24 protein-coding genes and 1 other annotated feature are annotated in these 24676 nt (G+C 44.8%); all 24 genes read left to right on the top strand.

The features are described 5' to 3' along the window. The first annotated feature begins 145 nt into the window (after positions 1-145). Entirely contained in the window at positions 146-1213 is a 1068-nt protein-coding gene (locus AC58QC_RS29595) for a PIN/TRAM domain-containing protein (protein WP_497418558.1), read from the top strand. 92 nt (positions 1214-1305) lie between these two features. Next, positions 1306-2013, top strand: a complete 708-nt coding sequence (ispD, locus tag AC58QC_RS29590; protein ID WP_497418557.1) for a 2-C-methyl-D-erythritol 4-phosphate cytidylyltransferase — start codon at positions 1306-1308, stop codon at positions 2011-2013. Further along, positions 2010-2495 (top strand): 2-C-methyl-D-erythritol 2,4-cyclodiphosphate synthase, encoded by a 486-nt coding sequence (ispF, locus tag AC58QC_RS29585; RefSeq protein WP_497418563.1) that lies wholly within the window; start codon positions 2010-2012, stop codon positions 2493-2495. The genes ispD and ispF overlap by 4 nt, the downstream gene beginning before the upstream one ends. A 37-nt stretch (positions 2496-2532) precedes the next feature. Continuing rightward, positions 2533-3987, top strand: a complete 1455-nt coding sequence (gene gltX, locus AC58QC_RS29580) for a glutamate--tRNA ligase (RefSeq protein ID WP_497418556.1) — start codon at positions 2533-2535, stop codon at positions 3985-3987. A 342-nt stretch (positions 3988-4329) separates the two neighbouring features. Further along, entirely contained in the window at positions 4330-4986 is a 657-nt protein-coding gene (cysE, locus tag AC58QC_RS29575) for a serine O-acetyltransferase (RefSeq protein WP_497418555.1), read from the top strand. Further along, positions 4983-6383 (top strand): cysteine--tRNA ligase, encoded by a 1401-nt coding sequence (gene cysS / locus AC58QC_RS29570; protein WP_497418554.1) that lies wholly within the window; start codon positions 4983-4985, stop codon positions 6381-6383. The genes cysE and cysS overlap by 4 nt, the downstream gene beginning before the upstream one ends. Continuing rightward, positions 6380-6820: a Mini-ribonuclease 3 gene (locus AC58QC_RS29565; RefSeq protein ID WP_497418553.1), complete on the top strand. Its 441-nt coding sequence runs from the start codon at positions 6380-6382 to the stop codon at positions 6818-6820. The genes cysS and AC58QC_RS29565 overlap by 4 nt, the downstream gene beginning before the upstream one ends. Positions 6821-6861: 41 nt before the next feature. Then, complete coding sequence (rlmB, locus tag AC58QC_RS29560; RefSeq protein ID WP_497418552.1) at positions 6862-7602, top strand: 23S rRNA (guanosine(2251)-2'-O)-methyltransferase RlmB; 741 nt, start codon at positions 6862-6864, stop codon at positions 7600-7602. Between the two features lie 5 nt (positions 7603-7607). After that, positions 7608-8120: an NYN domain-containing protein gene (locus tag AC58QC_RS29555; protein ID WP_497418551.1), complete on the top strand. Its 513-nt coding sequence runs from the start codon at positions 7608-7610 to the stop codon at positions 8118-8120. Positions 8121-8239: 119 nt separating this feature from the next. Continuing rightward, positions 8240-8884, top strand: coding sequence for an RNA polymerase sporulation sigma factor SigH (sigH, locus tag AC58QC_RS29550; RefSeq protein WP_028557511.1), 645 nt, complete (start codon positions 8240-8242; stop codon positions 8882-8884). Positions 8885-9107: 223 nt separating this feature from the next. Beyond that, positions 9108-9257, top strand: coding sequence for a 50S ribosomal protein L33 (rpmG, locus tag AC58QC_RS29545; RefSeq protein WP_079418041.1), 150 nt, complete (start codon positions 9108-9110; stop codon positions 9255-9257). Between the two features lie 19 nt (positions 9258-9276). Then, positions 9277-9489, top strand: a complete 213-nt coding sequence (gene secE / locus AC58QC_RS29540; RefSeq protein WP_047683213.1) for a preprotein translocase subunit SecE — start codon at positions 9277-9279, stop codon at positions 9487-9489. Positions 9490-9513: 24 nt separating this feature from the next. Then, a complete protein-coding gene (nusG, locus tag AC58QC_RS29535) occupies positions 9514-10047 on the top strand; it encodes a transcription termination/antitermination protein NusG (protein ID WP_028557509.1) in 534 nt (177 codons plus the stop codon). 131 nt (positions 10048-10178) lie between these two features. Continuing rightward, the gene (rplK, locus tag AC58QC_RS29530) at positions 10179-10604 is read left to right on the top strand and encodes a 50S ribosomal protein L11 (RefSeq protein WP_497418550.1); all 426 of its coding nucleotides are present in this window, start codon (positions 10179-10181) and stop codon (positions 10602-10604) included. Between the two features lie 116 nt (positions 10605-10720). Continuing rightward, positions 10721-11413: a 50S ribosomal protein L1 gene (rplA, locus tag AC58QC_RS29525; RefSeq protein ID WP_057313460.1), complete on the top strand. Its 693-nt coding sequence runs from the start codon at positions 10721-10723 to the stop codon at positions 11411-11413. Between the two features lie 55 nt (positions 11414-11468). Next, positions 11469-11621, top strand: a sequence feature (ribosomal protein L10 leader region). Positions 11622-11689: 68 nt separating this feature from the next. Continuing rightward, entirely contained in the window at positions 11690-12199 is a 510-nt protein-coding gene (rplJ, locus tag AC58QC_RS29520) for a 50S ribosomal protein L10 (RefSeq protein ID WP_497418549.1), read from the top strand. Positions 12200-12264: 65 nt separating this feature from the next. After that, positions 12265-12630: a 50S ribosomal protein L7/L12 gene (gene rplL / locus AC58QC_RS29515; protein ID WP_057313458.1), complete on the top strand. Its 366-nt coding sequence runs from the start codon at positions 12265-12267 to the stop codon at positions 12628-12630. A gap of 192 nt (positions 12631-12822) precedes the next feature. Beyond that, on the top strand, positions 12823-13419 hold the full coding sequence (locus tag AC58QC_RS29510; protein WP_497418548.1) for a class I SAM-dependent methyltransferase: 597 nt from the start codon (positions 12823-12825) through the stop codon (positions 13417-13419). A 355-nt stretch (positions 13420-13774) separates the two neighbouring features. Continuing rightward, complete coding sequence (rpoB, locus tag AC58QC_RS29505; RefSeq protein ID WP_497418547.1) at positions 13775-17314, top strand: DNA-directed RNA polymerase subunit beta; 3540 nt, start codon at positions 13775-13777, stop codon at positions 17312-17314. A 68-nt stretch (positions 17315-17382) separates the two neighbouring features. Beyond that, positions 17383-21003, top strand: coding sequence for a DNA-directed RNA polymerase subunit beta' (gene rpoC / locus AC58QC_RS29500; RefSeq protein ID WP_497418546.1), 3621 nt, complete (start codon positions 17383-17385; stop codon positions 21001-21003). 183 nt (positions 21004-21186) lie between these two features. Continuing rightward, a complete protein-coding gene (locus AC58QC_RS29495) occupies positions 21187-21438 on the top strand; it encodes a ribosomal L7Ae/L30e/S12e/Gadd45 family protein (RefSeq protein WP_310502671.1) in 252 nt (83 codons plus the stop codon). A gap of 162 nt (positions 21439-21600) precedes the next feature. After that, positions 21601-22020 carry a 30S ribosomal protein S12 gene (gene rpsL, locus AC58QC_RS29490; protein ID WP_028557500.1) on the top strand — a complete coding sequence of 140 codons (420 nt, stop codon included), beginning with the start codon at positions 21601-21603 and terminating at the stop codon, positions 22018-22020. A 44-nt stretch (positions 22021-22064) separates the two neighbouring features. Further along, a complete protein-coding gene (gene rpsG / locus AC58QC_RS29485) occupies positions 22065-22535 on the top strand; it encodes a 30S ribosomal protein S7 (protein WP_028557499.1) in 471 nt (156 codons plus the stop codon). A gap of 39 nt (positions 22536-22574) precedes the next feature. Next, the gene (gene fusA, locus AC58QC_RS29480) at positions 22575-24650 is read left to right on the top strand and encodes an elongation factor G (protein ID WP_056618302.1); all 2076 of its coding nucleotides are present in this window, start codon (positions 22575-22577) and stop codon (positions 24648-24650) included. The last annotated feature ends 26 nt before the right edge of the window (positions 24651-24676 follow it).

Below are 24676 nucleotides of genomic sequence, written 5' to 3'. Positions count from 1 at the left end.
ACCTCGGGTAGGTTGGTAACTTCCATTTCATTATAATGGATGCCCTCTAATATTTCAATTTTCTGACTAAAGAAGTGATTAACGTTGCATAAATTGGAACATAATTGTAATAAGGCTCAAAAAAAGTGATACAGGAGGTGAATCTGTGATGAAAAAATGGATACAAATCATTTTAGCCATCATGGGTGGCAGTTTAGGTTATAGGTGGAGCGATGAGTTCCTTCGAACAACAGATGTAACAAGTCAAGCTGGACAAGTATTTTGGATTAATAGTTTATGTGCAGTAGGAATGTTTTTGGTTTCAGCGTGGGTAGCTAATGTTGGTATGGAGCTGCTGATGAGAGGAGAACGCAATGTCACGGATATTCCCGTGTCGGACTTGCTTTCCGGTACATTAGGTCTCGTGATTGGGTTGTTGGTTTCCGTGATGCTATTCCCAGTGCTAGAACAAGCCAAGTGGGCGGGTCCATTTTTACCGTTCCTCGTTTCGGCCGTATTGGGAGTTATGGGCTTCCGTATTGGCTACAGCAAACGGGAGGAACTCGTTCAAGTATTAGCGAAGAGCCGTTCTGGTGGTCCGGAGAAGCAAACGCATCGTCCGTACGAAGAGCATAAGATTCTGGATACGAGCGTCATTATTGATGGCCGGATCGCAGATATTTGTAAGACTGGTTTTATCGAGGGAACCTTAGTTATTCCAGAGTTCGTACTGGAGGAGCTGCAGCATATAGCAGATTCGTCAGATTTACTGAAACGAAACCGTGGTCGTCGTGGTCTGGACATTTTGAACAAAATTCAAAAAGAGCTTGAAGTCAAAGTCCTTATTTATGAAGGGGATTTCGAGGAAATTGCCGAAGTGGACAGCAAGTTGGTTCGCTTAGCCAAAGTGCTTCAAGGGAAAGTGATTACGAACGATTTTAACCTTAATAAAGTGTGTGAACTGCAAGGTGTGTCCGTGCTCAACATCAACGATCTTGCCAATGCGGTGAAACCAGTTGTCCTACCGGGAGAGGAAATTATTGTTCAAGTCATTAAAGATGGCAAGGAACATGGACAAGGTGTCGCTTATCTCGATGATGGTACCATGATCGTAGTCGAAGGTGGACGTGATTTCATCGGTATGACGCTGGAAGTAATGGTTACAAGTGTGCTTCAGACGTCTGCTGGCCGAATGATTTTCGCGAAACCAAAACTATTGGAAAAAGCACAGTAAAACCAGTATGATAAGGAGATGTAACATAGCTCTTTCAAGGCCTATGCTTACGAAGAAAGCTTTCGTTTGGAAAGCGCCAAGTTGGAGGACTTATGGGGAAGCTAGGGGTTATCATCGTGGCAGCGGGCAAGGGCTCGCGCATGGGTACAGCAGAAAGCAAACAATACCTGCAACTGGGACAGAAGCCAATTCTGGTACATACCTTGCAATTATTTCAAAACATACATGAAGTGGATGAAATTATTCTCGTTGTGGGTGCAGATGATGTGAATCGCTGTAACGGCTATATCACGAGCTATGCGCTTACGAAGGTAACGAGTGTGCTAGCAGGAGGCGCGGAGCGTCAAGATTCCGTTAGACGTGGTCTCCATGCCTTGCAAGAGGACACAGAATGGGTGCTTGTGCATGACGGTGTTCGCCCTTTCGTGAAAAAGGAACATATGTTCGAGTGTCTTGTTAAGGCACAAGAAGTAGGGGCAGCTGTCCTGGCCGTTCCTGTCAAGGATACAATTAAGGTTGTGGATGCAGCGGATAAGCGCATTCAATCAACACCGGATAGACGAAGCTTGTGGGCCATCCAAACGCCGCAGGCTTTTCGTCTTTCTCTCCTACGGGAGGCGCATGAGAAGGCCCAACATGACGGGTTCATGGGGACGGATGACGCGAGTTTAGTGGAGCGCTTGGGTGCTGCGGTGCATGTGGTAGAAGGGGACTATTATAATATCAAAATAACGACCCCTGAAGATTTACCTTGGGCAGAATGGATTTTACATAACGTAAGGGGAGAGACATGGGAATGATACGAGTAGGTAATGGATTCGATGTTCATCAATTGGTAGAAGGCCGTAAGTGTATAATTGGAGGAGTAACCATTCCCTATGAAAAAGGGTTGCTCGGCCATTCCGATGCGGATGTGCTGCTGCACGCCATTAGTGACGCCATCTTAGGCGCACTAGGTCTTGGCGATATCGGGAAGCACTTCCCGGATACAGCTGCTGAGTATAAAGATGCGGATAGCCTAGTCTTGTTGAAACGAGTATGGCAATTAGCGAAAGAGAAGGGCTATAAATTGGGGAATGCGGATTCCACAATCATCGCCCAGAAGCCGAAGATGCTGCCTTATATTCCGCAAATGGTTGAAATTATCGCTGATGCGTTAGAAGCAGAGCAAGATCAAGTAAACGTGAAAGCGACAACGACGGAACAGCTTGGATTTACGGGTCGTGGTGAGGGAATTGCCGCACAATCGGTTGTTTGTTTAATTCGAGATGTGCTAAAATAGCAGGTATTATTGAATGGAATGAAAAGGGGATACATCGATGAATCAGCCTTTACGCGTGCGTTATGCACCTAGTCCGACTGGACATTTACATATTGGCGGTGCCCGTACGGCACTGTTTGATTATTTGTTAGCTCGCAAGAACGGCGGCGCATTTGTTGTGCGCTTTGAAGATACGGATCAAACCCGTCATAAAGAGTCAGGTGTCGAAGACCAATTGAACGGTTTGAGATGGCTTGGTTTAGAGTGGGATGAGAGTGTAGATATTGGAGGCCCTTACGGTCCTTACCGTCAGATGGAGAGGCTCGATATTTACAAATCCTACTTAGATAAGCTTTTGCAAAGCGGTCACGCCTATGGATGCTATTGCTCAGAGGCGGATCTGGAGCAAGAGCGCGCTGAGCAAGAGGCTAGCGGGGAAATGGGCGGCTACTCCGGCAAATGCCGTAACTTGACGCCTGAGCAAGTTGCCAAGTATCAAGCGGAAGGCCGTGTGCCTTCTACTCGTTTCCGTGTTCCTGCAGACCGGATCATCGGCTTCGAGGATAAGGTTCGCGAGCACGTGGAGTTCGACTCCAACGGGATTGGCGATTTCATTATTGCGCGTGCCGATGGCATTCCGACGTATAATTTCGCGGTGATTGTTGACGATCATTTGATGAAAATCAACTTGGTTATCCGTGGGGAAGAGCATCTGTCTAATACACCTAGACAAATTCTGATGTACGAAGCGCTGGATATGCCAATTCCAGACTTTGCGCATCTAGCCTTGATTTTGAATCCAGACCGCAAGAAGATGAGCAAACGTGATGAGTCCATTATCCAGTTTATCGAGCAGTACAAAGAGCTTGGCTATCTACCAGAAGCAGTACTGAACTTTATTGCGCTGCTAGGTTGGTCGCCTGGCGGGGAAGAAGAGATGTTCACGAAGGATGAACTGATCGCACAGTTTGATCTGGATCGTGTATCCAAGAGCCCGGCTGTGTTTGATATGGATAAATTGAATTGGATGAACAACGCTTATTTGAAAAAGGCTCCGCTCTCCCGCGTCGTAGACCTTTGTCTTCCGCATTTGCGCAAAGCTGGATATATCCAGGGGGACTTGGATACAGCAACGCAAGAATGGGTAGAGGCGCTTGTCGGCCTCAATCAAGAAAGAATGCGCTTCGCGGCTGAGATCGTGGAGTTGTCGAGCCTCTTCTTCAAAGAGGAGCTGGTCATTGACGAGGAAGCATCTGCCGTATTGAAAGAAGAGCATGTGCCTGTCGTGTTGTCGAGCTTCTTGGCTCAAGTCCAGCAAGCGGAGGCTTTCACTGTCGAAGCCATGCCTGCACTGCTTAAAGCTGTTCAGAAGGAAACAGGCTTCAAAGGGAAGCAGCTGTTCATGTCTGTGCGCTCTGCATTGACAGGTCAAGTCCATGGACCAGATCTGAATGTGTCCCTTTTCCTGCTTGGAAAAGAAAAAGTCGTTTCACGTCTACAGAGCTTATTGTAAAGCAGGATTCTTTTCGATATACTTAACTCAATGAAATACGAAATGCCATGATCAGGAGAGTATGGTTAAGTGAGGATTTGTCAGAGAGGATAATCAAGGCCGTGAGGCTTTGGCTGTGAGTTATCCAATCCTTGTAATCAGAAATGCACCTGGGAGCAGCCGCGCCGAATACTCACCGAGTAGGGTAGGCGCAGCCGGAACGCCCACGTTACGGGTTTGAGTTGGGAGACTTCCGAGTCACCAAGCAGAGTGGAACCGCGATAACCACGCCTCTGCAGCCTTAGGGCTGCAGGGGCTTTTTTTATTTCATACCAATATCATTCTAGGCAAGTAGGTGAGCATATGTGGTCAACGATCAAATCAGATATATCCGCCGTATTCGATAACGACCCAGCAGCACGCAGTTGGTTTGAGGTTGTTTTTACGTATTCGGGACTTCATGCGATTTGGTCGCATCGAATTGGACATTGGTTTTATACAAGAAGGTTGTATACCTTGGCGCGCATCGTTTCTCAAATTAGCCGGTTCATGACAGGGATCGAAATTCATCCAGGTGCAACGATTGGCAAAAGGCTGTTTATTGATCACGGCATGGGCGTTGTCATTGGGGAAACCTGTGAGATCGGAGATGATGTCATTCTGTATCAAGGGGTAACTTTGGGTGGAACAGGAAAAGAGAAAGGTAAGAGACACCCAACAATTGGCAATAATGTAGTTATTGGTTCTGGTGCCAAAATTCTCGGATCCTTCCTAGTAGGCGAAAACTCACGAATTGGGTCCAATGCCGTTGTTATTCAGGAGGTTCCATCTAATAGCACAGTCGTTACAATTCCTGCAAAGCTTGTGAAACGAGACGGCGTCCGTGTGAATCGGTTGGATCATGGCAATTTGCCGGATCCGATCGTCGATATTTTCCAAGAATTACAGAATCAAATTAATGAATTGAAATACCAACTTGAAGAAGAGCGGAAGAAGAATGGAGAACTGAGGAGAACATGACACTCAAGGTATATAATACAATGACTCGCAAGAAGGAAGAATTTGTTCCGATTGAGCCTGGTAAAGTGAAAATGTATGTTTGTGGCCCAACGGTATATAACTACATTCATATTGGCAATGGCCGGCCTGTTATATTTTTCGACGTCGTTCGTCGTTATTTGGAATCGCAGCAATATGAAGTAGCTTATATCACAAACTTTACCGATGTGGATGATAAAATGATTCGAAAAGCCGAGGAGATGGCGGTTTCTGTTCCAGAGCTAGCTGAAACGTTTATCGCGGCTTTCTTAGAAGATATCCAATCCTTAGGTGTTCATGAAGCCACTTTGAACCCGCGGGTAACGGAGAATATGCAAGAAATTATCGATTTCATTGCTGCGCTCGTTGAGAAGGATTTTGCTTACGAAGCTCGCGGTGATGTATACTACCGAACTTCTAAATTTACTGAGTATGGGAAGCTTTCCAATCAAAACTTAGAAGAGCTTCAATATGGAATTCGTGTCGAAGTAGACGACCGCAAAGAGAATCCGCAAGACTTTGTCCTATGGAAAGCTGCGAAGTCAGGTGAGATTTATTGGGATAGCCCTTGGGGCCAAGGTCGACCAGGCTGGCATATTGAGTGCTCCGCCATGGTGCGCAAATATTTGGGCGAAACGATTGATATTCACGGGGGCGGGCAAGATTTAACGTTCCCACACCATGAGTGTGAGATTGCCCAAACAGAGGCGGTAACGGGTCAACCAATGGCCAATTATTGGCTGCACAATGCGTTCCTGAATATCGACAACGAGAAAATGTCGAAATCGCTCGGAAATGGTATTCTGATCCGTGATCTAGTTAAACAAATTAAACCGCAAGTATTCCGTTTCTTCATGTTATCTGCTCATTATCGGAATCCGCTTAATTTCAGTGATGAGAGCTTGAAGCAAGCAGCGAACGCGCTGGATCGGATTCAGAATGCTTACGACAATATGAAGCACCGTCTGGCTACAGCATCTGCAACAGGTGAGATTGAAGCGGGAATAACCGATAAGCTTCAGGTGATTTCGAAACAATTCGTGGACAAAATGAATGATGATTTCAATACGCCGGATGCGATTACCGCGGTATTCGATCTTGTTGCGGAAGCTAACTTGTACTTGCAACAGGAGCGGGTACATGCAGATGTACTAAAGCTGTACATGGAGCAACTGGAAGCGTTCGATGCCACACTCGGAATTCTATCACAACAAGCAGATGAATTGCTGGATGAAGAGATTGAGCAGTTGATCATTGAACGTACGGAGTCGCGGAAATCGAAGAATTGGGCGCGCGCGGATGAAATTCGTGATTTGCTTACGGAGAAAGGGATATTCCTTGAAGATACACCACAAGGTATACGCTGGCGCCGCAAATGACCGAAATGAACTATGATGCTGCTAACTTATTTATGTTCCCGCCATCGAAAAGTCCACATCTATTAAATCCACTCGTGTTGGCATATATAGGGGATGCTGTTTATGAAGTCTACATCCGGCAATATGTTATCTCGGGGGCGAACCATCGCCCTAACCATTTGCATAAGGCTTCAACGGGCTATGTCTCTGCCAAAGCGCAGTCCAAATTGTTGACAGCCTTGATGCCGAGGTTAACGGAAGAAGAAGTAGACATCGTGAAGCGTGGACGAAATGCCAAGTCAGGGACGACGGCCAAAAACGCGGATGTGCTGGAATACCGGCACAGCACCGCGTTTGAGTGCTTAATCGGATATTTATATTACAAGCAATCCTTTGAGCGATTGAAAGAGATTCTAGACTTCGCGATCACGCATGATCAGAAGCAGAAGTTAGACTGAAATAAGACAGGCATTCGCAAGAACCTTTAGGAGGAATTAGGATGGATGAAGACATTATCGGCGGGAAGCACTCCGTTTTGGAGGCGCTTCGTGCAGGACGGACGATTAATAAAATTTGGATTGCGGAGGGTGCGCAGAAGCAATTCGCGGGCCCGATTGTGGCAGAAGCCAAGAATCTAGGTATTATTGTCCAATTTACGGACAAGCGTAAGCTAGATCAAATGGCAGAAGGTCTTCAGCACCAAGGCGTTGTAGCACAAGTGGCTGCCTATGCCTATGTAGAAGTTGAAGATATTTTGGCCAAAGCGAAAGCGATGGGGCAAGAGCCATTTATTTTGATTCTCGATGAAATCGAAGATCCGCATAACCTAGGCTCCATTCTGCGTACAGCAGATTGCACGGGTGTTCATGGCGTGATCATTCCGAAACGACGATCCGTTGGGCTCACAGCAACGGTTTCGAAAACCTCGGCTGGCGCGGTAGAATATGTGCCCGTAGCGCGTGTAACTAACATTGCCCAAACGATTGAGCAATTGAAGGAACAAGGCGTATGGGTCGCAGGTACGGATGTATCTGCTGCTCAGGATGTATATAAAGCCAACTTTACAATTCCGATTGCCCTAGTCATTGGGAACGAGGGTAAAGGTGTTGGCCGACTCATTAAAGAAAGATGCGACTTCTTAGTTAAGCTGCCGATGGCTGGACACGTTAACTCGTTGAATGCCTCCGTTGCCGCGGGTGTATTGATGTATGAAGTGGTCAGACAGCGCAATAAGAGTTAAATGGGATGGAACAGATCCTAATTGTAGATGGCTACAATATTATCGGCGCTTGGCCTGAACTAAGTAAATTAAAGGATACTGACCTTGAGGGCGCTCGTGACGGGCTCATCCACATGCTTGCGGAGTTTCAATCCTTTTCGGGTATGAAAGTCTATCTTGTTTTCGATGCTTACATGGTACCAGGGCTTGGAAAGAAGTATGTTCAGAATAAGTTGGCCGTGCTATATACCAAAGAGAAGGAAACCGCAGATGAGCGAATCGAACGATTGGTCACGAATCTGATGGGAAGGCGCAAGGAAATTTTCGTAGCGACGTCGGATATGATAGAGCAGCATGTCATATTTGGCAAGGGAGCGCTTCGCTTGCCTGCGAAAGAATTGTTAGTGAAAATTAAACAGAATCGTAAAGAGGTTCGCGAACGCATTGTTCCAGAGACGACAACTAAACGCAATCCATTCGAAAGCAAGCTGAGTGAAGAGATGAAAGCGAAGTTTGAACGATGGCGAAGAGGAGAGTAAATCCTCCAAATGCTAGAAATGGTGGGGTTCCCCGTTGACGGTGTGAGATTTCATCATGTATACTTAACCTAACTTTTATAGTGAAATCTGGGTAGTCTTGCAGGCCGGAGGGATTGTTGGTGAGTGTCGACCTCAAAGAACTGAGAATGTATGATTATGACCTCAAGCCAGATGAAGACATTGTCGAAGCAGTCCGTGAAGGCAGTAGCGAAGCTTTGGAATATCTTATCAACAAGTATAAGAATTTTGTTCGTGCCAAAGCACGTTCTTATTTTTTGATAGGTGCAGACCGAGAAGATATTGTGCAGGAGGGTATGATAGGTTTATATAAATCTATCCGCGACTTCCGAGGAGACAAGCTTGCTTCATTCAAAGCCTTTGCTGAACTGTGTATCACGCGGCAGATCATCACGGCGATTAAGACAGCAACTCGTCAAAAGCATATACCTCTTAATTCCTACGTGTCACTGGATAAGCCCATCTATGATGAAGATTCTGATCGTACGCTGCTTGATGTCATTAGCGGTTCCAGGGTCACGGACCCTGAAGAGCTTGTAATTAATCAAGAAGAGTTTACGGGACTTGAAGATAAAATGGGAGAGATTTTGAGTGACTTAGAGCGTAGAGTGCTTATGCTCTATCTTGATGGCAGATCCTATCAAGAAATTGCAGTGGATCTCGATCGCCATGTAAAGTCAATTGACAATGCTCTCCAACGTGTCAAGCGGAAGCTTGAGCGGTATTTAGAAGTCAGAGATTTGTAGAAATGCCCGTGCCGCTGGAGCTGTACGGGTGTTTTTCTTTGTTAGTATGTTTAGTAACCCTCGACTCAGCCTATACTGGTGATACTCTTGCATTTGTGAGACTTCTACCTTGACACTCGAGGGGCAGTTGTGATAAAGTGTTTCAGGTAGCCCTAAAAGTCGCTTTCTTTTTGATGCGCTTAGAAGGGCTTTAATTAGAAAGTGTCTGTAGGAGGTGTACATCATGCGGGTCATCATCACATTAGCGTGCACAAATTGCAAACAAAGAAACTATGCATCCACTAAAAATAAGCGCAACAATCCCGACCGTATTGAGTTGAAGAAATATTGCAAATTTTGCAATGAACATACTGCTCATCGCGAGACTAGGTAGTTCTTTGGAGGTGTAGTTTGTGGCGTTCTTGGCTAGAATGAGACAAAGCTTCGGATCCACTTTTTCCTTCTTCACCGATAGTTGGTCAGAACTCAAAAAGGTCAAGTGGCCAAGTCGCAAAGAGATGACTACTTATACGCTCGTCGTTATAGGTACAGTAACTTTTGTTGCTATTTATTTTTTTGTGCTGGATCTAGGAATTTCTGAGTTGCTGCGCCTTGTTTTTAAATAAACAGGACTATAGGTGAATTTATTCATGGAAAAAAGATGGTACGTCGTACATACCTATTCAGGGTATGAGAACAAAGTGAAAGCCAACTTAGAGAAGCGCGTTGAGTCTATGGAAATGACGGACAAGATCTTCCGTGTGCTTGTGCCTATGGAAGAAGAACTGGTGAACAAAGACGGCAAGAAAAAAGTCGTCATGCGTAAAGTTTACCCAGGGTATGTCCTCGTGGAAATGATTCAAACCGATGACTCGTGGTACGTAGTACGTAATACGCCAGGAGTAACTGGATTCGTAGGTTCTACAGGATCTGGCTCTAAACCAACTGCATTATTACCTGAGGAAGTTGAATCGATTCTGAAGCATATGGGAATGGAAGAGCCGAAGGAAGTAATCGACTTCGAACTCAAAGAAACCGTACGCGTCAAGGTGGGTCCATTTGCAAACTTTGTTGGCTCTGTTGAAGAGATTATTGCCGATAAGGGTAAACTGAAGGTACATGTCAACATGTTTGGAAGAGAAACACCGCTCGAACTTGATTTCGATCAAGTAGAGAAGCTCTAAACATGACAACCAAAAGGTTCTACCAGGTCTATTCCTTGGGATAGACCTACGTTAGTGGGATCGCTTAGATTTCTGAATAGTGAGACTTTGATTCGTCAAAGCTCCTATATTACTGCAAGGAGGTGTCTATCATGGCAAAAAAGGTTATTAAAATCGTGAAGCTTCAAGTTCAAGCTGCGAAAGCAAATCCAGCACCACCGATCGGTCCAGCATTGGGTCAAGCAGGTGTGAACATCATGGCTTTCTGTAAAGAGTTTAACGCTCGTACTGCTGATCAAGTTGGTCTAATCATTCCAGTTGAAATCACAGTTTTCGAAGACCGTTCCTTTACATTCATCACTAAAACGCCTCCGGCTGCAGTTCTTCTTCGCGTCGTTGCTGGTATCGCAAAAGGATCCGGTGAACCAAACAAAAAGAAAGTTGCAACTGTGAAACGCGCTAAAGTTCGCGAAATCGCTGAACAAAAAATGCCCGACCTAAATGCTGCATCCGTTGAGGCTGCAATGCGTATGGTTGAAGGTACTGCTCGCAGCATGGGAATCGTCATCGAAGATTAATTCCGCAAGGAATGCGACTGTGTAAGCTCGCAGCTTACAGAAGTGTTTTCTACGAAATCATGGAAGTCGCTCGGTGGGAGGATTATCCGCTAATACCACTAAGGAGGATAAATATTATGCCTAAACACGGTAAAAAATACCGCGAAGTAGCTCAGCTTGTAGATGCTGAAACTTTGTACGATCCATCAGAAGCAATCGAGCTTGTTAAGAAAACGGCTCCTGCTAAATTCGATGAAACTGTAGATGTTGCAGTTCGTCTGGGTGTAGACCCAAGAAAACAAGATCAGGCTGTTCGTGGTGTAGTTGTACTTCCACACGGTACTGGTAAAACAAAACGCGTTCTCGTATTTGCAAAAGGCGAGAAAGCAAAAGAGGCTGAAGCAGCTGGTGCAGATTTTGTTGGTGATGCAGACATGATCAACAAAATTCAACAAGGTTGGTTCGAATTCGATGTTTGCGTAGCTACTCCAGACATGATGAGCGAAGTTGGTAAACTGGGTCGTATCCTCGGGGGTAAAGGTCTAATGCCGAACCCTAAAGCAGGAACAGTTACTTTCGACGTTACCAAAGCTGTTCAAGAGATCAAAGCTGGTAAAATCGAATACCGTCTTGACAAAGCAGGCCAAATCCATGCTCCACTTGGTAAAGTATCTTTCGATGCAGACAAGTTGAACGAAAACTTCAAAGCATTGGTTGATGCACTTGTTCGTGCGAAACCAGCAGCGGCTAAAGGTGTTTACCTGAAGAACATTGCTGTATCGTCCACAATGGGTCCAAGCGTACGTGTGAACCTGTCATCCTTCAGATAAAGTAAAAGCTTCCAGTTGACTTCGGTTACTGGGCATGATACTCTATCAAAGGTCCTAAAAATGAATATGCAAACCGTAGACAGTAGGTGCCGATGAGCTTAATTTCCTACCGAGGTGTTATGATATATATAACGATTTCTTTGTACGCAAGGAAAAAGTGAACACATCATGCCTTCGTAGCGTCTACGAAGGCATTTCTTATTCATAGATAAGAAATGCTAATGCTCCTACTGTTTGCGATCTTGAAAGATAAATGCATAAGAAGTGAGGTGTACTATGGCAAACGCGAAAATTCTTGCAGAGAAAGAACAAGCTGTAGCTGTTGTAACTGAAAAGTTTAAAGCTAGCACTTGTACAATCGTAGCAGATTACCGTGGTTTGAACGTAGCTCAAGTAACTCAGCTGCGCAAAAGCTTACGTGAAGCTGGTATCGAATTTACAGTTCTCAAGAACTCCCTAGCGAGACGCGCAACGGCTAACGCTGAACTGACTGAGTTGGATGAGTTCCTAACAGGACCAACAGCTATTGCTTTCAGCAAAGACGATGTAATCTCTCCAGCTAAAATCTTGACTGAATTTGCGAAAAAGAATGATAAATTGAGCGTGAAAGCTGGTGTGGTCGAAGGCCGCGTAGTTGGATCCGCTGAAATCAAAGCACTTGCAGAACTTCCATCCAGAGATGGTCTTCTCTCCATGTTGCTTAGCGTTCTTCAAGCTCCAGTTCGTAACTTTGCACTTGCTGTTAAAGCAGTTGCAGAGAAAAAAGAAGCTGAAGGTCAAGCTTAATTTCAACGTTCCGAATGTTTTACAACAACAAAAAATAATTTATTAATGATAATGGAGGTTTAACCATGAGCACAAATGCAACGATCCTAGAAGCAATCAAAGGCATGACAATCTTGGAATTGAACGACCTGGTTAAAGCAATTGAAGAAGAGTTTGGCGTAACAGCAGCAGCTCCAGTAGCAGCAGGCGGCGGCGCAGCAGTAGCAGTTGAAGAAGCTCAAACTGAGTTTGACGTTATCTTGACAAGCGCTGGCGCATCCAAAATCAACGTAATCAAAGTAGTTCGCGAAATCACAGGTCTTGGCCTGAAAGAAGCGAAAGACCTTGTTGACGGAGCTCCAAAAGCAGTTAAAGAAAAAGTTAGCCAAGAAGAAGCAGACGCTGTTAAAGCTAAGCTTACTGAAGCTGGCGCTTCCGTAGAAGTTAAGTAATTTCTTTTTCTTAGGAAACCTCTTGAAGCTTGACTTCAAGAGGTTTTTTTCAACTAATGTCTAGATAAACGCTTCCGTCCATTATGGACCGCGTAGCCGTTTATTGTGCCTAAGTTTTTACCCTTAGGAAAGCCTTAGGAACGCACGTGGTTATTTGATTTTCCTATAGGTAGAAAAGGAGGGAATTCAAACGTGTCAGAGCATTACTACACACAACGACCGACCGTGAAGAGTGATGTCCATACAACGCAAGAGATATTACGTGGTAAGACATTTACTTTTCTAACGGATGCGGGTGTGTTTTCGAAAAAAGGTGTCGATTATGGAAGTAAGCATTTAATAGAAACGATGGAATTGCCGGAAGATGCTAGCGTGCTCGATGTGGGCTGTGGCTACGGACCGATGGGGCTGAGCGCTGCGGTGATGTGCCCGCAAGGGCATGTAACAATGGTGGACATCAATGAGAGAGCAGTAGAACTTTCAGTAGAAAATGCGCGGCGAAATGGGATTACGAATGTCACCATTCTACAGAGCGATTTGCTGGAGCAAGTGAAGGATAAGAAGTTTGACGCTGTTTTGACCAATCCGCCAATTCGTGCGGGAAAAGAAACGGTTCATCGGATTTTCGTAGAGGCTTATGATTGTTTGAATGCTGGGGGCTCGCTATGGGTCGTCATTCAGAAGAAGCAAGGGGCGCCGTCTGCAGTAAAGAAACTGGAAACCATGTATAGTGAAGTGGTGGAAGTATCGAAGGACAAAGGCTATCGCATTCTTAAGGCGACGAAGTAAGTCTCTTGCGAATATACGTGGGAATTTGTTTGACTTGACATTTCAATTGTGATATTATTAAAAAATGTCAGTATTAAGATGGGACACATGTCTTTAGTTAGTAAAAATGTCAAGTCTTTTTTCTCCGATATGAATAAAATTCGAACCAGCAACGTATAATGTTTGAATTTTGGGAAATTCTAACAGGATGGGAAGAAATTCTTGATAAAGTCTATTGAATACAGAAAAAAACCTTCATCCATACAGTCGCTTAATTCGGACGGGCTCCACTAACGGAGGCGTCCTGAGTGTACGTCGGTCGAAGTTTTTCTTCTTTCTTTTTATTTATTGAGTAGAGTTGAGGGGTGAATGAAAGTTGGCGGGACATCTTGTTCAATTTGGACGACGTAAACGCAGGACTTATGCACGAATTAATGAGGTTCTGGGCATTCCAAACCTGATTGAAATCCAGCAAAAATCGTATGAGTGGTTTTTGGAAGAGGGACTTCGTGAGATGTTTCAGGATATCTCCCCGATTCAGGATTTTACAGGGAACCTAGTACTGGAGTTCATCGACTATAGCTTAGGCGATCCTAAGTATTCCGTTGATGAGTCCAAAGAACGCGACGTAACTTATGCGGCGCCGTTAAGAGTCAAAGTCCGTTTGATTAATAAGGAAACCGGTGAGGTCAAGGAACAAGAAGTGTTCATGGGGGATTTCCCTATTATGACTGATACGGGAACGTTCATTATTAACGGTGCGGAGCGTGTAATCGTCTCCCAGCTCGTTCGTTCTCCCAGTGTTTATTATAGCACGAAAGTGGATAAAAACGGCAAAAAAACTTACACAGCAACAGTGATTCCGAACCGTGGAGCATGGCTGGAGCTTGAGACAGATGCGAAGGATATCATCTATGTTCGTATCGATCGCACACGTAAAATTCCGGTTACTGTATTGCTTCGTTCATTAGGATTTGGTACGGATGCTGAAATTCTAGATTTGCTTGGCGATAACGAATATATTCGTAATACGCTAGATAAAGATAACACGGATTCTACGGAAAAAGCGTTAATCGAAATCTATGAGCGTCTTCGTCCAGGCGAGCCACCTACACTTGATAATGCAAGAAGCTTGATCGTTGCTCGTTTCTTTGATCCGAAGCGTTACGATTTGGCGAACGTAGGTCGCTACAAAATCAACAAAAAATTACACATCAAGAACAGATTGTTCAATCAACGTTTGGCTGAAACTTTGGTAGATTCCGAAACGGGAGAAATCATTGCTGAAGCTGGACAATTGTTGGATCGTCGTGTGCTTGATGAAATCCTTCCTTTTATCGAAAAAGGCGCAGGGTATAAAGAGTTTACGATTCCTAAAGGTGTAACTGGCGCGGATACAATCCCTGTCCAGTGCATTAATGTTTACTCACCAACAGAAGAAGGCAAGGTAGTTAAGGTTATTTCTAACGGTGTTATTGATAAAGCTGTCAAGAACATCACGCCTGCCGATATCATTTCATCCATTAACTACTTTATTAACTTACTGCATGGTATTGGAAATACGGATGATATTGACCATCTTGGTAACCGTAGACTTCGTTCTGTAGGTGAATTGCTTCAAAATCAATTCCGTATCGGTCTATCCCGTATGGAGCGTGTTGTTCGTGAGCGTATGTCGATTCAAGATGCTAACGTGATCACGCCGCAAGCGTTGATCAATATTCGTCCTGTTATCGCGTCGATCAAAGAGTTCTTCGGTAGCTCCCAGCTTTCTCAGTTTATGGACCAAACGAATCCGCTTGCTGAATTGACGCACAAGAGACGTCTGTCTGCACTCGGACCCGGCGGTTTGACGAGAGAGCGCGCAGGGATGGAAGTTCGTGACGTGCATCACTCTCACTATGGTCGTATGTGTCCAATTGAGACGCCTGAGGGACCGAATATTGGTCTGATCAACTCCCTGTCTACGTTTGCCCGTATTAATGAGTATGGCTTCATTGAAGCTCCGTACCGTTGGGTAGATCCGAAGACTGGCTTGGTAACAGATCAAATCGCTTACCTGACAGCGGATGAAGAAGATAACTACGTTATCGCGCAAGCGAATGCGAAATTGACGGAAGATAATAAATTCGTCGAAGACGCCATTATCGTTCGTTACAAAGATGATAACTTAACACTTCCGGTTGAACGTGTCGACTACATGGACGTTTCTCCAAAGCAAGTTGTCTCTGTGGCAACAGCGTTAATCCCGTTCCTTGAAAACGATGACTCCAACCGTGCGTTAATGGGTTCCAACATGCAGCGTCAAGCTGTTCCACTTCTTATTCCTAAAGCACCACTTGTAGGAACGGGTATGGAGCACAAAGTTGCTAAAGACTCAGGAGTATGTATTGTCTCCAAATTTGATGGAATTATTGAGAAGGCTGCTGCGAATGAAATTTGGCTGCGTCGCCAGGAAATGGTTGATGGCAAGCTAGTCAGTGGCAACATCGTCAAATATAAACTTCACAAATTTATGCGTTCCAACCAAGGTACTTGCATTAATCAACGTCCAATTATTAAAAAGGGTCAATTGATTAAAGCAGGAGATATCCTTGCTGATGGACCATCAACTGAGCAAGGTGAATTGGCGCTTGGGCGTAACGTAGTCGTAGCTTTCATGACTTGGGAAGGTTACAACTATGAGGATGCGATCTTGCTAAGCCAAAAGCTTGTAAAAGAAGATGTGTATACCTCCATTCATATCGAGGAATACGAGTCTGAAGCTCGTGATACGAAGCTTGGACCAGAAGAAATTACTCGCGACATCCCGAACGTAGGGGAAGACGCACTTAAGAATCTTGATGAGCGCGGAATCATCCGTGTCGGTGCTGAAATTGGCGCTGGCGACATCCTCGTTGGTAAAGTAACACCGAAGGGTGTAACGGAGCTGACAGCGGAAGAAAGATTGCTGCATGCGATCTTCGGTGAGAAGGCTCGTGAGGTTCGTGACACGTCCCTGCGCGTACCGCATGGTACAGACGGTATCGTTGTCGATGTGAAAGTATTTACGCGTGAGAACGGCGATGAGCTGCCTCCTGGTGTGAACCAACTTGTCCGTGTCTATATCGCTCAAAAACGGAAAATTTCCGAAGGCGACAAAATGGCGGGACGTCATGGTAACAAAGGGGTAGTAGCACGTATTCTCCCTGAAGAAGATATGCCTTTCCTTCCTGATGGTACACCGGTTGAAGTTGTTTTGAATCCACTAGGGGTTCCTTCACGGATGAACATCGGTCAAGTACTAGAAGTTCACTTAGGTATGGCTTCCAAGTATTTGGGTATTCACGCTGCAACACCAGTATTCGATGGAGCGCGTGAGTATGACGTATTTGATGCCATGGAAGAAGCAGGTATGCAACGTAGCGGTAAAACGATTCTGTACGATGGTCGTACAGGGGAGTCCTTTGAACGTGAAGTAACCGTTGGCGTTATGTACATGATCAAACTGGCACACATGGTTGACGATAAAATCCATGCCCGTTCCACAGGACCTTACTCCCTTGTTACTCAGCAACCGCTGGGTGGTAAAGCGCAGTTCGGTGGACAACGTTTCGGGGAGATGGAAGTATGGGCACTCGAGGCTTATGGAGCTGCGTATACATTGCAAGAGATTCTTACCGTTAAGTCAGATGACGTTGTGGGCCGTGTGAAAACATACGAATCCATTGTCAAAGGCGAGAATGTTCCAGAACCAGGTGTTCCGGAATCCTTCAAAGTTTTGATCAAAGAGCTTCAAAGCTTAGGTATGGATGTTAAAATCCTGTCTGGTGACGAAGAAGAGATCGAAATGCGCGAAGCCGATGATGACGACGAAGTGACGAGCGATAAATTAAACCTAAACATTGAAGGCTCCGAACTTGGAGTCAACGAATAGTAACACCACATTAGAACGAGAACGATTCACTGTATAGTGGGTTTAAATTCTTAAAGGAGGGTTGCTCCTTGATGGACGTTAACAACTTCGAGTTTATGAAAATCGGCTTGGCATCACCCGATAAAATTCGCTCTTGGTCCCGTGGGGAAGTAAAGAAGCCGGAAACGATTAACTACAGAACCTTAAAACCTGAGAAAGAAGGTCTTTTCTGTGAAAAGATCTTCGGACCTACGAAAGATTGGGAATGTCATTGCGGTAAATACAAACGCGTTCGCTATAAAGGCGTCGTTTGTGACCGTTGTGGCGTTGAAGTAACCCGCCAAAAAGTACGTCGTGAACGCATGGGGCACATTGAACTTGCTGCTCCTGTGTCACACATTTGGTACTTCAAAGGGATTCCTAGTCGGATGGGGCTTGCACTAGATATGTCTCCAAGATCTTTGGAGGAAATCATCTATTTCGCATCCTACGTAGTAACGGATCCAGGTGATACACCGCTTGAGAAGAAGCAACTATTGTCTGAAAAAGAATACCGTAGCTATCGCGAGAAATACGGCTATGCTTTCCAAGCAGGCATGGGTGCAGAAGCTGTCAAAAAGCTTCTTATCGATATTGATATCGAACGCGAAGTAGACACACTCAAAGAAGAACTCAAAACAGCACAAGGTCAACGTCGTAATCGTGCGATTAAGCGTCTGGAAGTTATGGAAGCTTTCCGTAACTCGAAGAACTTGCCTGGTTGGATGGTACTGGATGTACTGCCAGTTATCCCGCCTGAGCTTCGTCCGATGGTACAGCTTGACGGTGGTCGTTTTGCGACATCCGATTTGAATGACCTCTATCGCCGTGTTATCAACCGTAACAACCGTCTTAAGAGATTGCTCGACCTAGGCGCACCGGATATCATTGTACAAAATGAGAAACGGATGCTTCAAGAAGCGGTTGATGCATTGATCGACAACGGTCGTCGCGGCCGTCCAGTAACAGGTCCAGGTAACCGTCCTTTGAAATCCCTCAGCCATATGCTGAAAGGTAAACAAGGTCGTTTCCGTCAGAATTTGCTCGGTAAACGTGTTGACTACTCTGGTCGTTCCGTTATCGTAGTAGGACCTAACCTGAAGATGTACCAATGTGGTCTTCCGAAGGAAATGGCACTTGAACTTTTCAAGCCTTTCGTTATGAAAGAACTTGTGAATAAAGGTTTGGCTCATAACATTAAGAGTGCGAAACGTAAAGTTGAGCGCGTAAGTCCAGATGTTTGGGATGTTCTTGAAGAAGTAATTAAGGAGCACCCGGTTCTTCTGAACCGTGCACCGACGCTGCATAGATTAGGTATTCAAGCTTTTGAACCGATTCTGGTTGAAGGCCGCGCTATTAAACTACATCCGCTCGTATGTACAGCTTACAACGCTGACTTCGACGGTGACCAAATGGCCGTGCACGTACCATTGTCCTCAGAAGCACAAGCTGAAGCTCGCTTGCTCATGCTAGCATCGGGTAACATTTTGAATCCGAAAGACGGTAAGCCGGTTGTTACACCTTCACAGGATATGGTTCTGGGGAGTTTCTACTTAACAACGGATAACAAATTTGCTAAAGGTGCAGGTTCCATTATTAGAACCGTACACGAAGCTGTTTCTTCCTACCAATCGGGCAAAATGGCACTACACGCACGTGTAGCGATCCCTGCTAAAGCGTTGAACAAAACAAGCTTCACAGAGAAACAACAAAACGCAATGTTGATCACTACAATCGGTAAAATCATTATGAACGAAATTTATCCAGCTGATTTCCCGTTCATTAATGAACCGACCAAAACGAACCTCTTGAACGGCATTCCGGATGCACACTTTGTATTTGAAAAAGGTGCGGATCTGAGAGCAATCATGTTGGAACGTGATGAAAACAAAGCGGTAGGTAAAGAATATCTAGGATCGATTATTGCTGAGTGTTTCCGTAAATACCACACGACGCAAACGTCCATGATCCTTGACAAAATTAAAGAGCTTGGATTCACGTATTCCACCAAAGCTGGTATTACCGTAGCTGTCTCTGACGTTGTTGTTCCAACTGAAAAAGTAGCAATCCTTAAGGAATGTGAAGAGAAAGTACGCGTAGTTACGAACCAATACCGTCGTGGTTTGATTACAGATGAAGAGCGTTATGACCGCGTTATTGCGATCTGGAGTAAAGCTAAGGATGAAATCACAGAAATTTTGATGAAATCCCTAGATAAATACAACTCCATCTCCATGATGGTTGAGTCAAAAGCACGGGGTAACAAATCTCAGATTACACAGCTTGGCGGTATGCGTGGTTTGATGGCGAATCCATCCGGTAAAATTATGGAGTTGCCAATTAAATCGAACTTCCGTGAAGGTCTGACAATCTTGGAATACTTTATTTCTACGCACGGAGCGCGTAAAGGTCTTGCCGATACAGCACTTCGTACTGCGGATTCCGGTTACTTGACTCGTCGTCTCGTTGACGTAGCACAGGATGTTATCGTTCGTGAAGACGATTGTGGAACAGATAAAGGCTTCATGGTTAGCAAAATTCAAGACGGTAAAGAGGTTATTGAAGATCTCTACGATCGTATTGAAGGCCGTTATGCTTATGAAACTCTACGTCATCCACAAACAGGCGAAGTTATTGTTCAACGTAACGAGCTTATCGAATCAGGTATTGCAGATCGAATTATTGAAGCAGGTATCGAGAAACTTCAAATTCGTTCTGTACTTAGCTGCCGCACCAATCATGGTGTTTGTAAGAAATGTTATGGCCGTAACTTGGCTACTGGTCAATTCGTTGAGGTTGGTGAGGCAGTTGGTATTATTGCCGCGCAATCCATTGGTGAGCCAGGAACACAGTTGACGATGCGTACGTTCCATACCGGTGGTGTTGCCGGAGACGATATTACACAAGGTTTGCCGCGTATTCAAGAGCTCTTTGAAGCACGTAATCCGAAAGGTCAAGCGATCATTTCCGAAATCGACGGTGTCGTTAAGGAAATTCGTGAAGCTAAGGATCGTCGTGAAATCGAAGTTCAAGGTGAAGCGGAATCCAAAGTATATGCAGTTCCGTACGGATCTCGTGTACGTGTATCGCTGAACCAACAAGTCGAAGCTGGTGATGAGTTGACGGACGGATCTATCGATCCGAAAGAAATGCTCCGCATCAAGGGTATTCGCGGCGTTCAGAACTATATTCTTCAAGAAGTACAACGCGTTTATCGTAACCAAGGGGTAGAAATCAACGATAAGCACATTGAAGTTATGGTTCGTCAAATGCTACGTAAAATCCGCATCGTAGATGCTGGTGATACTACGCTTCTACCAGGTTCATTTGTTGATATTCATGAGTATGAAGCAGCTAATAAGGTTGCTTTGTTCGCTGGCAATGAGCCTGCGGTTGCTCGTCCAATCTTGTTGGGTATCACGAAAGCTTCACTCGAAACGGATTCCTTCCTATCTGCAGCTTCTTTCCAAGAGACAACACGTGTCTTGACGGATGCAGCGATTAAGGGGAAAGTCGACCAATTGTTGGGTCTGAAAGAGAATGTTATCATCGGTAAACTGATCCCCGCGGGAACAGGCATGCCAAGATATCGCAACATTCGAATCACAAACCCTAACGAGGTTGTCGTTCTAGATGAAGATTTGGAAAAAGAAACAGTTGCTGTTGAGTAACGACATATAGAGAAAGAGGTAGCCACTTGATAAGGGGTGTGCTATCTCTTTTTTATTTGATAATAAGGTCCACTGGTTTAATAGAATAACGTAAACTAACCCTTGACACTCGCTAATCAAAATGCTAATATATCGTAGTGTGCCTAAGTCGATATTCTTACCTTTCTTTGAAGGGGGTGCCTAATGTCTTATGAAATAGTCAAACAGGCGAAGAATAGATGTGTAGGCACGAAGAAAGTTACAAAAACAGTCGAGCAAGGTAAGGCGATAGAAGTTTTTGTTTCTAAAGATGCAGATCCGCGATTGACGATAAATCTGGTAGCCCTCTGTACGCAGAAGGGTGTGCCTGTAACCTACGTAGATTCTATGAAGATGCTAGGTAAAGCATGTGGAATTGAAGTTGGAGCTGCGGTAGCAGCTGTTGTAAATGAATAATTGCTAAAGACGTTTTTGTTGGTGGAACATGCTAGCGTAAGTACTAGTGACTTTGACAGCTATCCATAACAAAGACTTTCTCTTTGCTCATTTATGACTCGCCTGGATCTGTGGGCTTGCAAGAAGCACATCATGTTATGAATGTAGGGAGGAGGTGGCGATATGCCAACAATTAACCAACTAGTACGTAAAGGTCGTCAAGCGAAGGTGGATAAGTCCAAATCACCAGCTTTACAAAAAGGTTTTAACGCTTTGAAAAGAGAAGCAACGGATTTGAGCGCTCCTCAAAAACGTGGTGTCTGCACGCGTGTAGGTACTATGACTCCTAAGAAGCCTAACTCCGCACTTCGTAAATATGCACGTGTTCGTTTAACGAACCGCGTAGAGGTGACAGCTTACATCCCAGGTATCGGTCACAACCTGCAAGAACACAGCGTTGTATTGATCCGTGGTGGTAGAATTAAAGATCTTCCAGGGGTACGTTATCACATCGTTCGTGGCGCGCTGGATACTTCCGGTGTTAACAACCGTAAGCAATCCCGTTCCAAATACGGTACGAAACGTCCGAAAGTTAAAAAATAAGAGATAATAATCAGGGATGATTCTTATAAGAAAGGGGGATAACTATGCCTCGTAAAGGTCCAGTTACTCGCAGAGACGTATTGCCAGATCCTATTTATAATAGCAAACTAGTTACTCGTCTTATCAATCGTATTATGGTTGATGGAAAAAGAGGGGTAGCACAAACGATTCTATACAACGCTTTTAACCTCGTGAAAGATCGTACAGGTAAAGAGCCGATGGAAGTGTTTGAAGCTGCTATCAAAAACATTATGCCAGTACTAGAAGTTAAAGCTCGCCGTGTTGGTGGAGCGAACTATCAAGTGCCTATCGAAGTTAGACCTGACCGTCGTTCGACATTAGGTTTGCGTTGGTTGGTTAACTATTCCCGTCTTCGCGGTGAGAAGACGATGGAAGAAAGATTGGCTTATGAAATTATCGATGCTAGCAATAGCACTGGTTCTTCCGTTAAGAAACGTGAAGATACACACAAAATGGCTGAAGCTAACAAAGCTTTTGCTCACTACCGTTGGTAGAATTCTAAATCAATTAACAGAAAGGAGACATAACGACCTATGGCTAGAGAGTTCTCCTTAAAAAACACACGTAATATCGGGATCATGGCTCATATCGATGCTGGTAAAACGACTACAACAGAGCGTATCTTGTACTACACTGGTAAAGTTCACAAAATCGGAGAAGTGCACGAAGGTGCAGCTACGATGGACTGGATGGAGCAGGAGCAAGAGCGCGGAATCACGATTACTTCCGCCGCTACAACTGCGCAATGGGAAGGTCACCGCATCAATATTATTGATACCCCAGGGCACGTTGACTTTACCGTTGAGGTAGAGCGTTCCCTTCGTGTGTTAGATGGAGCAGTTGGTGTATTTAGCGCGAAAGAGGGCGTTGAACCTCAATCCGAAACAGTTTGGAGACAAGCTGATAAATACAACGTTCCACGTATTGCTTACGTAAACAAAATGGACATCATCGGTGCAGACTTCCTGCAAGTTGTTGAGTCCATGCGTCAAAAACTTGGTGCAAATGCTGTAGCTATTCAACTTCCAATCGGTGCTGAGAGTGATTTCAAAGGTATCATCGATTTGGTTGATGAAGTTGCGTATATGTACAAAGACGATCTTGGTAAGGATATCGAGAAAATCGAAATCCCTGCTGAGTTCAAAGATCAAGTTGCAGAACTTCGTTTGGAACTAATCGAGAAAGTTGCTGAGCTTGATGAAGAGCTTACAATGAAATATCTCGAGGGCGAAGAAATCACTGTTGACGAGATCAAAGCAGCTCTACGTAAAGGTGTCTGCGAAGTGAAAATCTTCCCAGTTATCGTAGGGTCTTCTTACAGAAACAAAGGTGTTCAATTGATGTTGGATGCGGTAATTAATTACCTGCCATCACCACTTGATGTACCTGACATCAAAGGTGTACTAGACGATGGTACTGAAGTGGTTCGTAAGTCTGCTGATGATCAACCTTTCTCAGCGCTTGCATTTAAAATCATGACAGATCCTTTCGTTGGTCGTCTTACATTCTTCCGTGTTTACTCTGGTACCTTGAACTCCGGTTCCTATGTCTCTAACGCGACAAAAGGCAAACGTGAGCGCGTTGGTCGTATCCTGCAAATGCATGCGAACAGCCGTCAAGAGATCAGCATTGTATACGCTGGTGACATCGCCGCTGCCGTTGGATTGAAAGATACAACGACTGGTGATACACTTTGTGATGAGAAAAACCCAGTTATTCTTGAGAAAATGGTCTTCCCTGAACCGGTTATCCAGCTTGCTGTTGAACCGAAGACGAAAGCCGATCAAGACAAAATGGGTATCGCATTGCAAAAGCTTGCTGAAGAGGATCCTACTTTCCGTGCTTCCACAGACGAAGAAACTGGACAAACGATCATCGCAGGTATGGGTGAGCTTCACCTTGAGATCCTAGTTGACCGTATGCTTCGCGAGTTCAAAGTTGAAACCAATGTAGGTAAACCACAAGTTGCTTATCGTGAAACATTCCGCGCGGCAGCTAAAGTTGAAGGTAAATTCGTTCGTCAATCCGGTGGTCGTGGTCAATACGGACATTGTTGGGTTGAGTTCGAACCTCAAGAAGCTGGCACAGGTTTCATTTTCGAAAGCAAAGTAGTGGGCGGATCTATTCCAAGAGAATATATCGCACCTATTCAAGCTGGTATCGAAGAATCCATGAAGAACGGTGTAATCGCAGGATTCCCGCTTGTGGATATCAAAGCTACTGTTGTCGATGGATCTTACCATGATGTTGACTCCAATGAAATGGCGTTCAAAATCGCGGGTTCCATGGCACTTAAAGCTGCGAAAGAAAAATGTAAACCGGTTCTTCTAGAGCCAATCATGAAGGTTGAAGTTACTGTACCAGAAGAGTACATGGGCGATGTTATGGGTGACCTTAACTCCCGTCGTGGACGTATCGAAGGTATGGATAACCGTCATGGCGCGCAAATCATCCGTGCTAAGGTGCCTTTGTCCGAAATGTTTGGATATTCCACAACACTTCGTTCAAGAACACAAGGCCGTGGTGTTTACTCCATGGAGCTTTCACATTATGAAGAAGTACCTAAGTCAATTGCAGAAGAAATTATTGCAAAAGGCAAAGGCGCTTAATATAAAAATATTAGTCACTCTAAGGA

It is taken from the genome of Paenibacillus sp. J22P51 (assembly GCF_059692215.1).
Note: the sequence above shows the minus strand (reverse complement) of the source record. Positions and strands in the feature narration are given on the sequence as shown.

Excerpts from the sequence above, each read along its gene's own strand:
- ispD (WP_497418557.1), top strand. The coding sequence starts at position 1,306 with ATGGGGAAGCTAGGGGTTATCATCGTGGCAGCGGGCAAGGGCTCGCGC.
- ispF (WP_497418563.1), top strand. The coding sequence starts at position 2,010 with ATGATACGAGTAGGTAATGGATTCGATGTTCATCAATTGGTAGAAGGC.
- gltX (WP_497418556.1), top strand. The coding sequence starts at position 2,533 with ATGAATCAGCCTTTACGCGTGCGTTATGCACCTAGTCCGACTGGACAT.
- cysE (WP_497418555.1), top strand. The coding sequence starts at position 4,330 with ATGTGGTCAACGATCAAATCAGATATATCCGCCGTATTCGATAACGAC.
- cysS (WP_497418554.1), top strand. The coding sequence starts at position 4,983 with ATGACACTCAAGGTATATAATACAATGACTCGCAAGAAGGAAGAATTT.
- AC58QC_RS29565 (WP_497418553.1), top strand. The coding sequence starts at position 6,380 with ATGACCGAAATGAACTATGATGCTGCTAACTTATTTATGTTCCCGCCA.
- rlmB (WP_497418552.1), top strand. The coding sequence starts at position 6,862 with ATGGATGAAGACATTATCGGCGGGAAGCACTCCGTTTTGGAGGCGCTT.
- AC58QC_RS29555 (WP_497418551.1), top strand. The coding sequence starts at position 7,608 with ATGGAACAGATCCTAATTGTAGATGGCTACAATATTATCGGCGCTTGG.
- rpmG (WP_079418041.1), top strand. The coding sequence starts at position 9,108 with ATGCGGGTCATCATCACATTAGCGTGCACAAATTGCAAACAAAGAAAC.
- nusG (WP_028557509.1), top strand. The coding sequence starts at position 9,514 with ATGGAAAAAAGATGGTACGTCGTACATACCTATTCAGGGTATGAGAAC.
- rplK (WP_497418550.1), top strand. The coding sequence starts at position 10,179 with ATGGCAAAAAAGGTTATTAAAATCGTGAAGCTTCAAGTTCAAGCTGCG.
- rplA (WP_057313460.1), top strand. The coding sequence starts at position 10,721 with ATGCCTAAACACGGTAAAAAATACCGCGAAGTAGCTCAGCTTGTAGAT.
- rplJ (WP_497418549.1), top strand. The coding sequence starts at position 11,690 with ATGGCAAACGCGAAAATTCTTGCAGAGAAAGAACAAGCTGTAGCTGTT.
- rplL (WP_057313458.1), top strand. The coding sequence starts at position 12,265 with ATGAGCACAAATGCAACGATCCTAGAAGCAATCAAAGGCATGACAATC.
- AC58QC_RS29495 (WP_310502671.1), top strand. The coding sequence starts at position 21,187 with ATGTCTTATGAAATAGTCAAACAGGCGAAGAATAGATGTGTAGGCACG.
- rpsL (WP_028557500.1), top strand. The coding sequence starts at position 21,601 with ATGCCAACAATTAACCAACTAGTACGTAAAGGTCGTCAAGCGAAGGTG.
- rpsG (WP_028557499.1), top strand. The coding sequence starts at position 22,065 with ATGCCTCGTAAAGGTCCAGTTACTCGCAGAGACGTATTGCCAGATCCT.
- fusA (WP_056618302.1), top strand. The coding sequence starts at position 22,575 with ATGGCTAGAGAGTTCTCCTTAAAAAACACACGTAATATCGGGATCATG.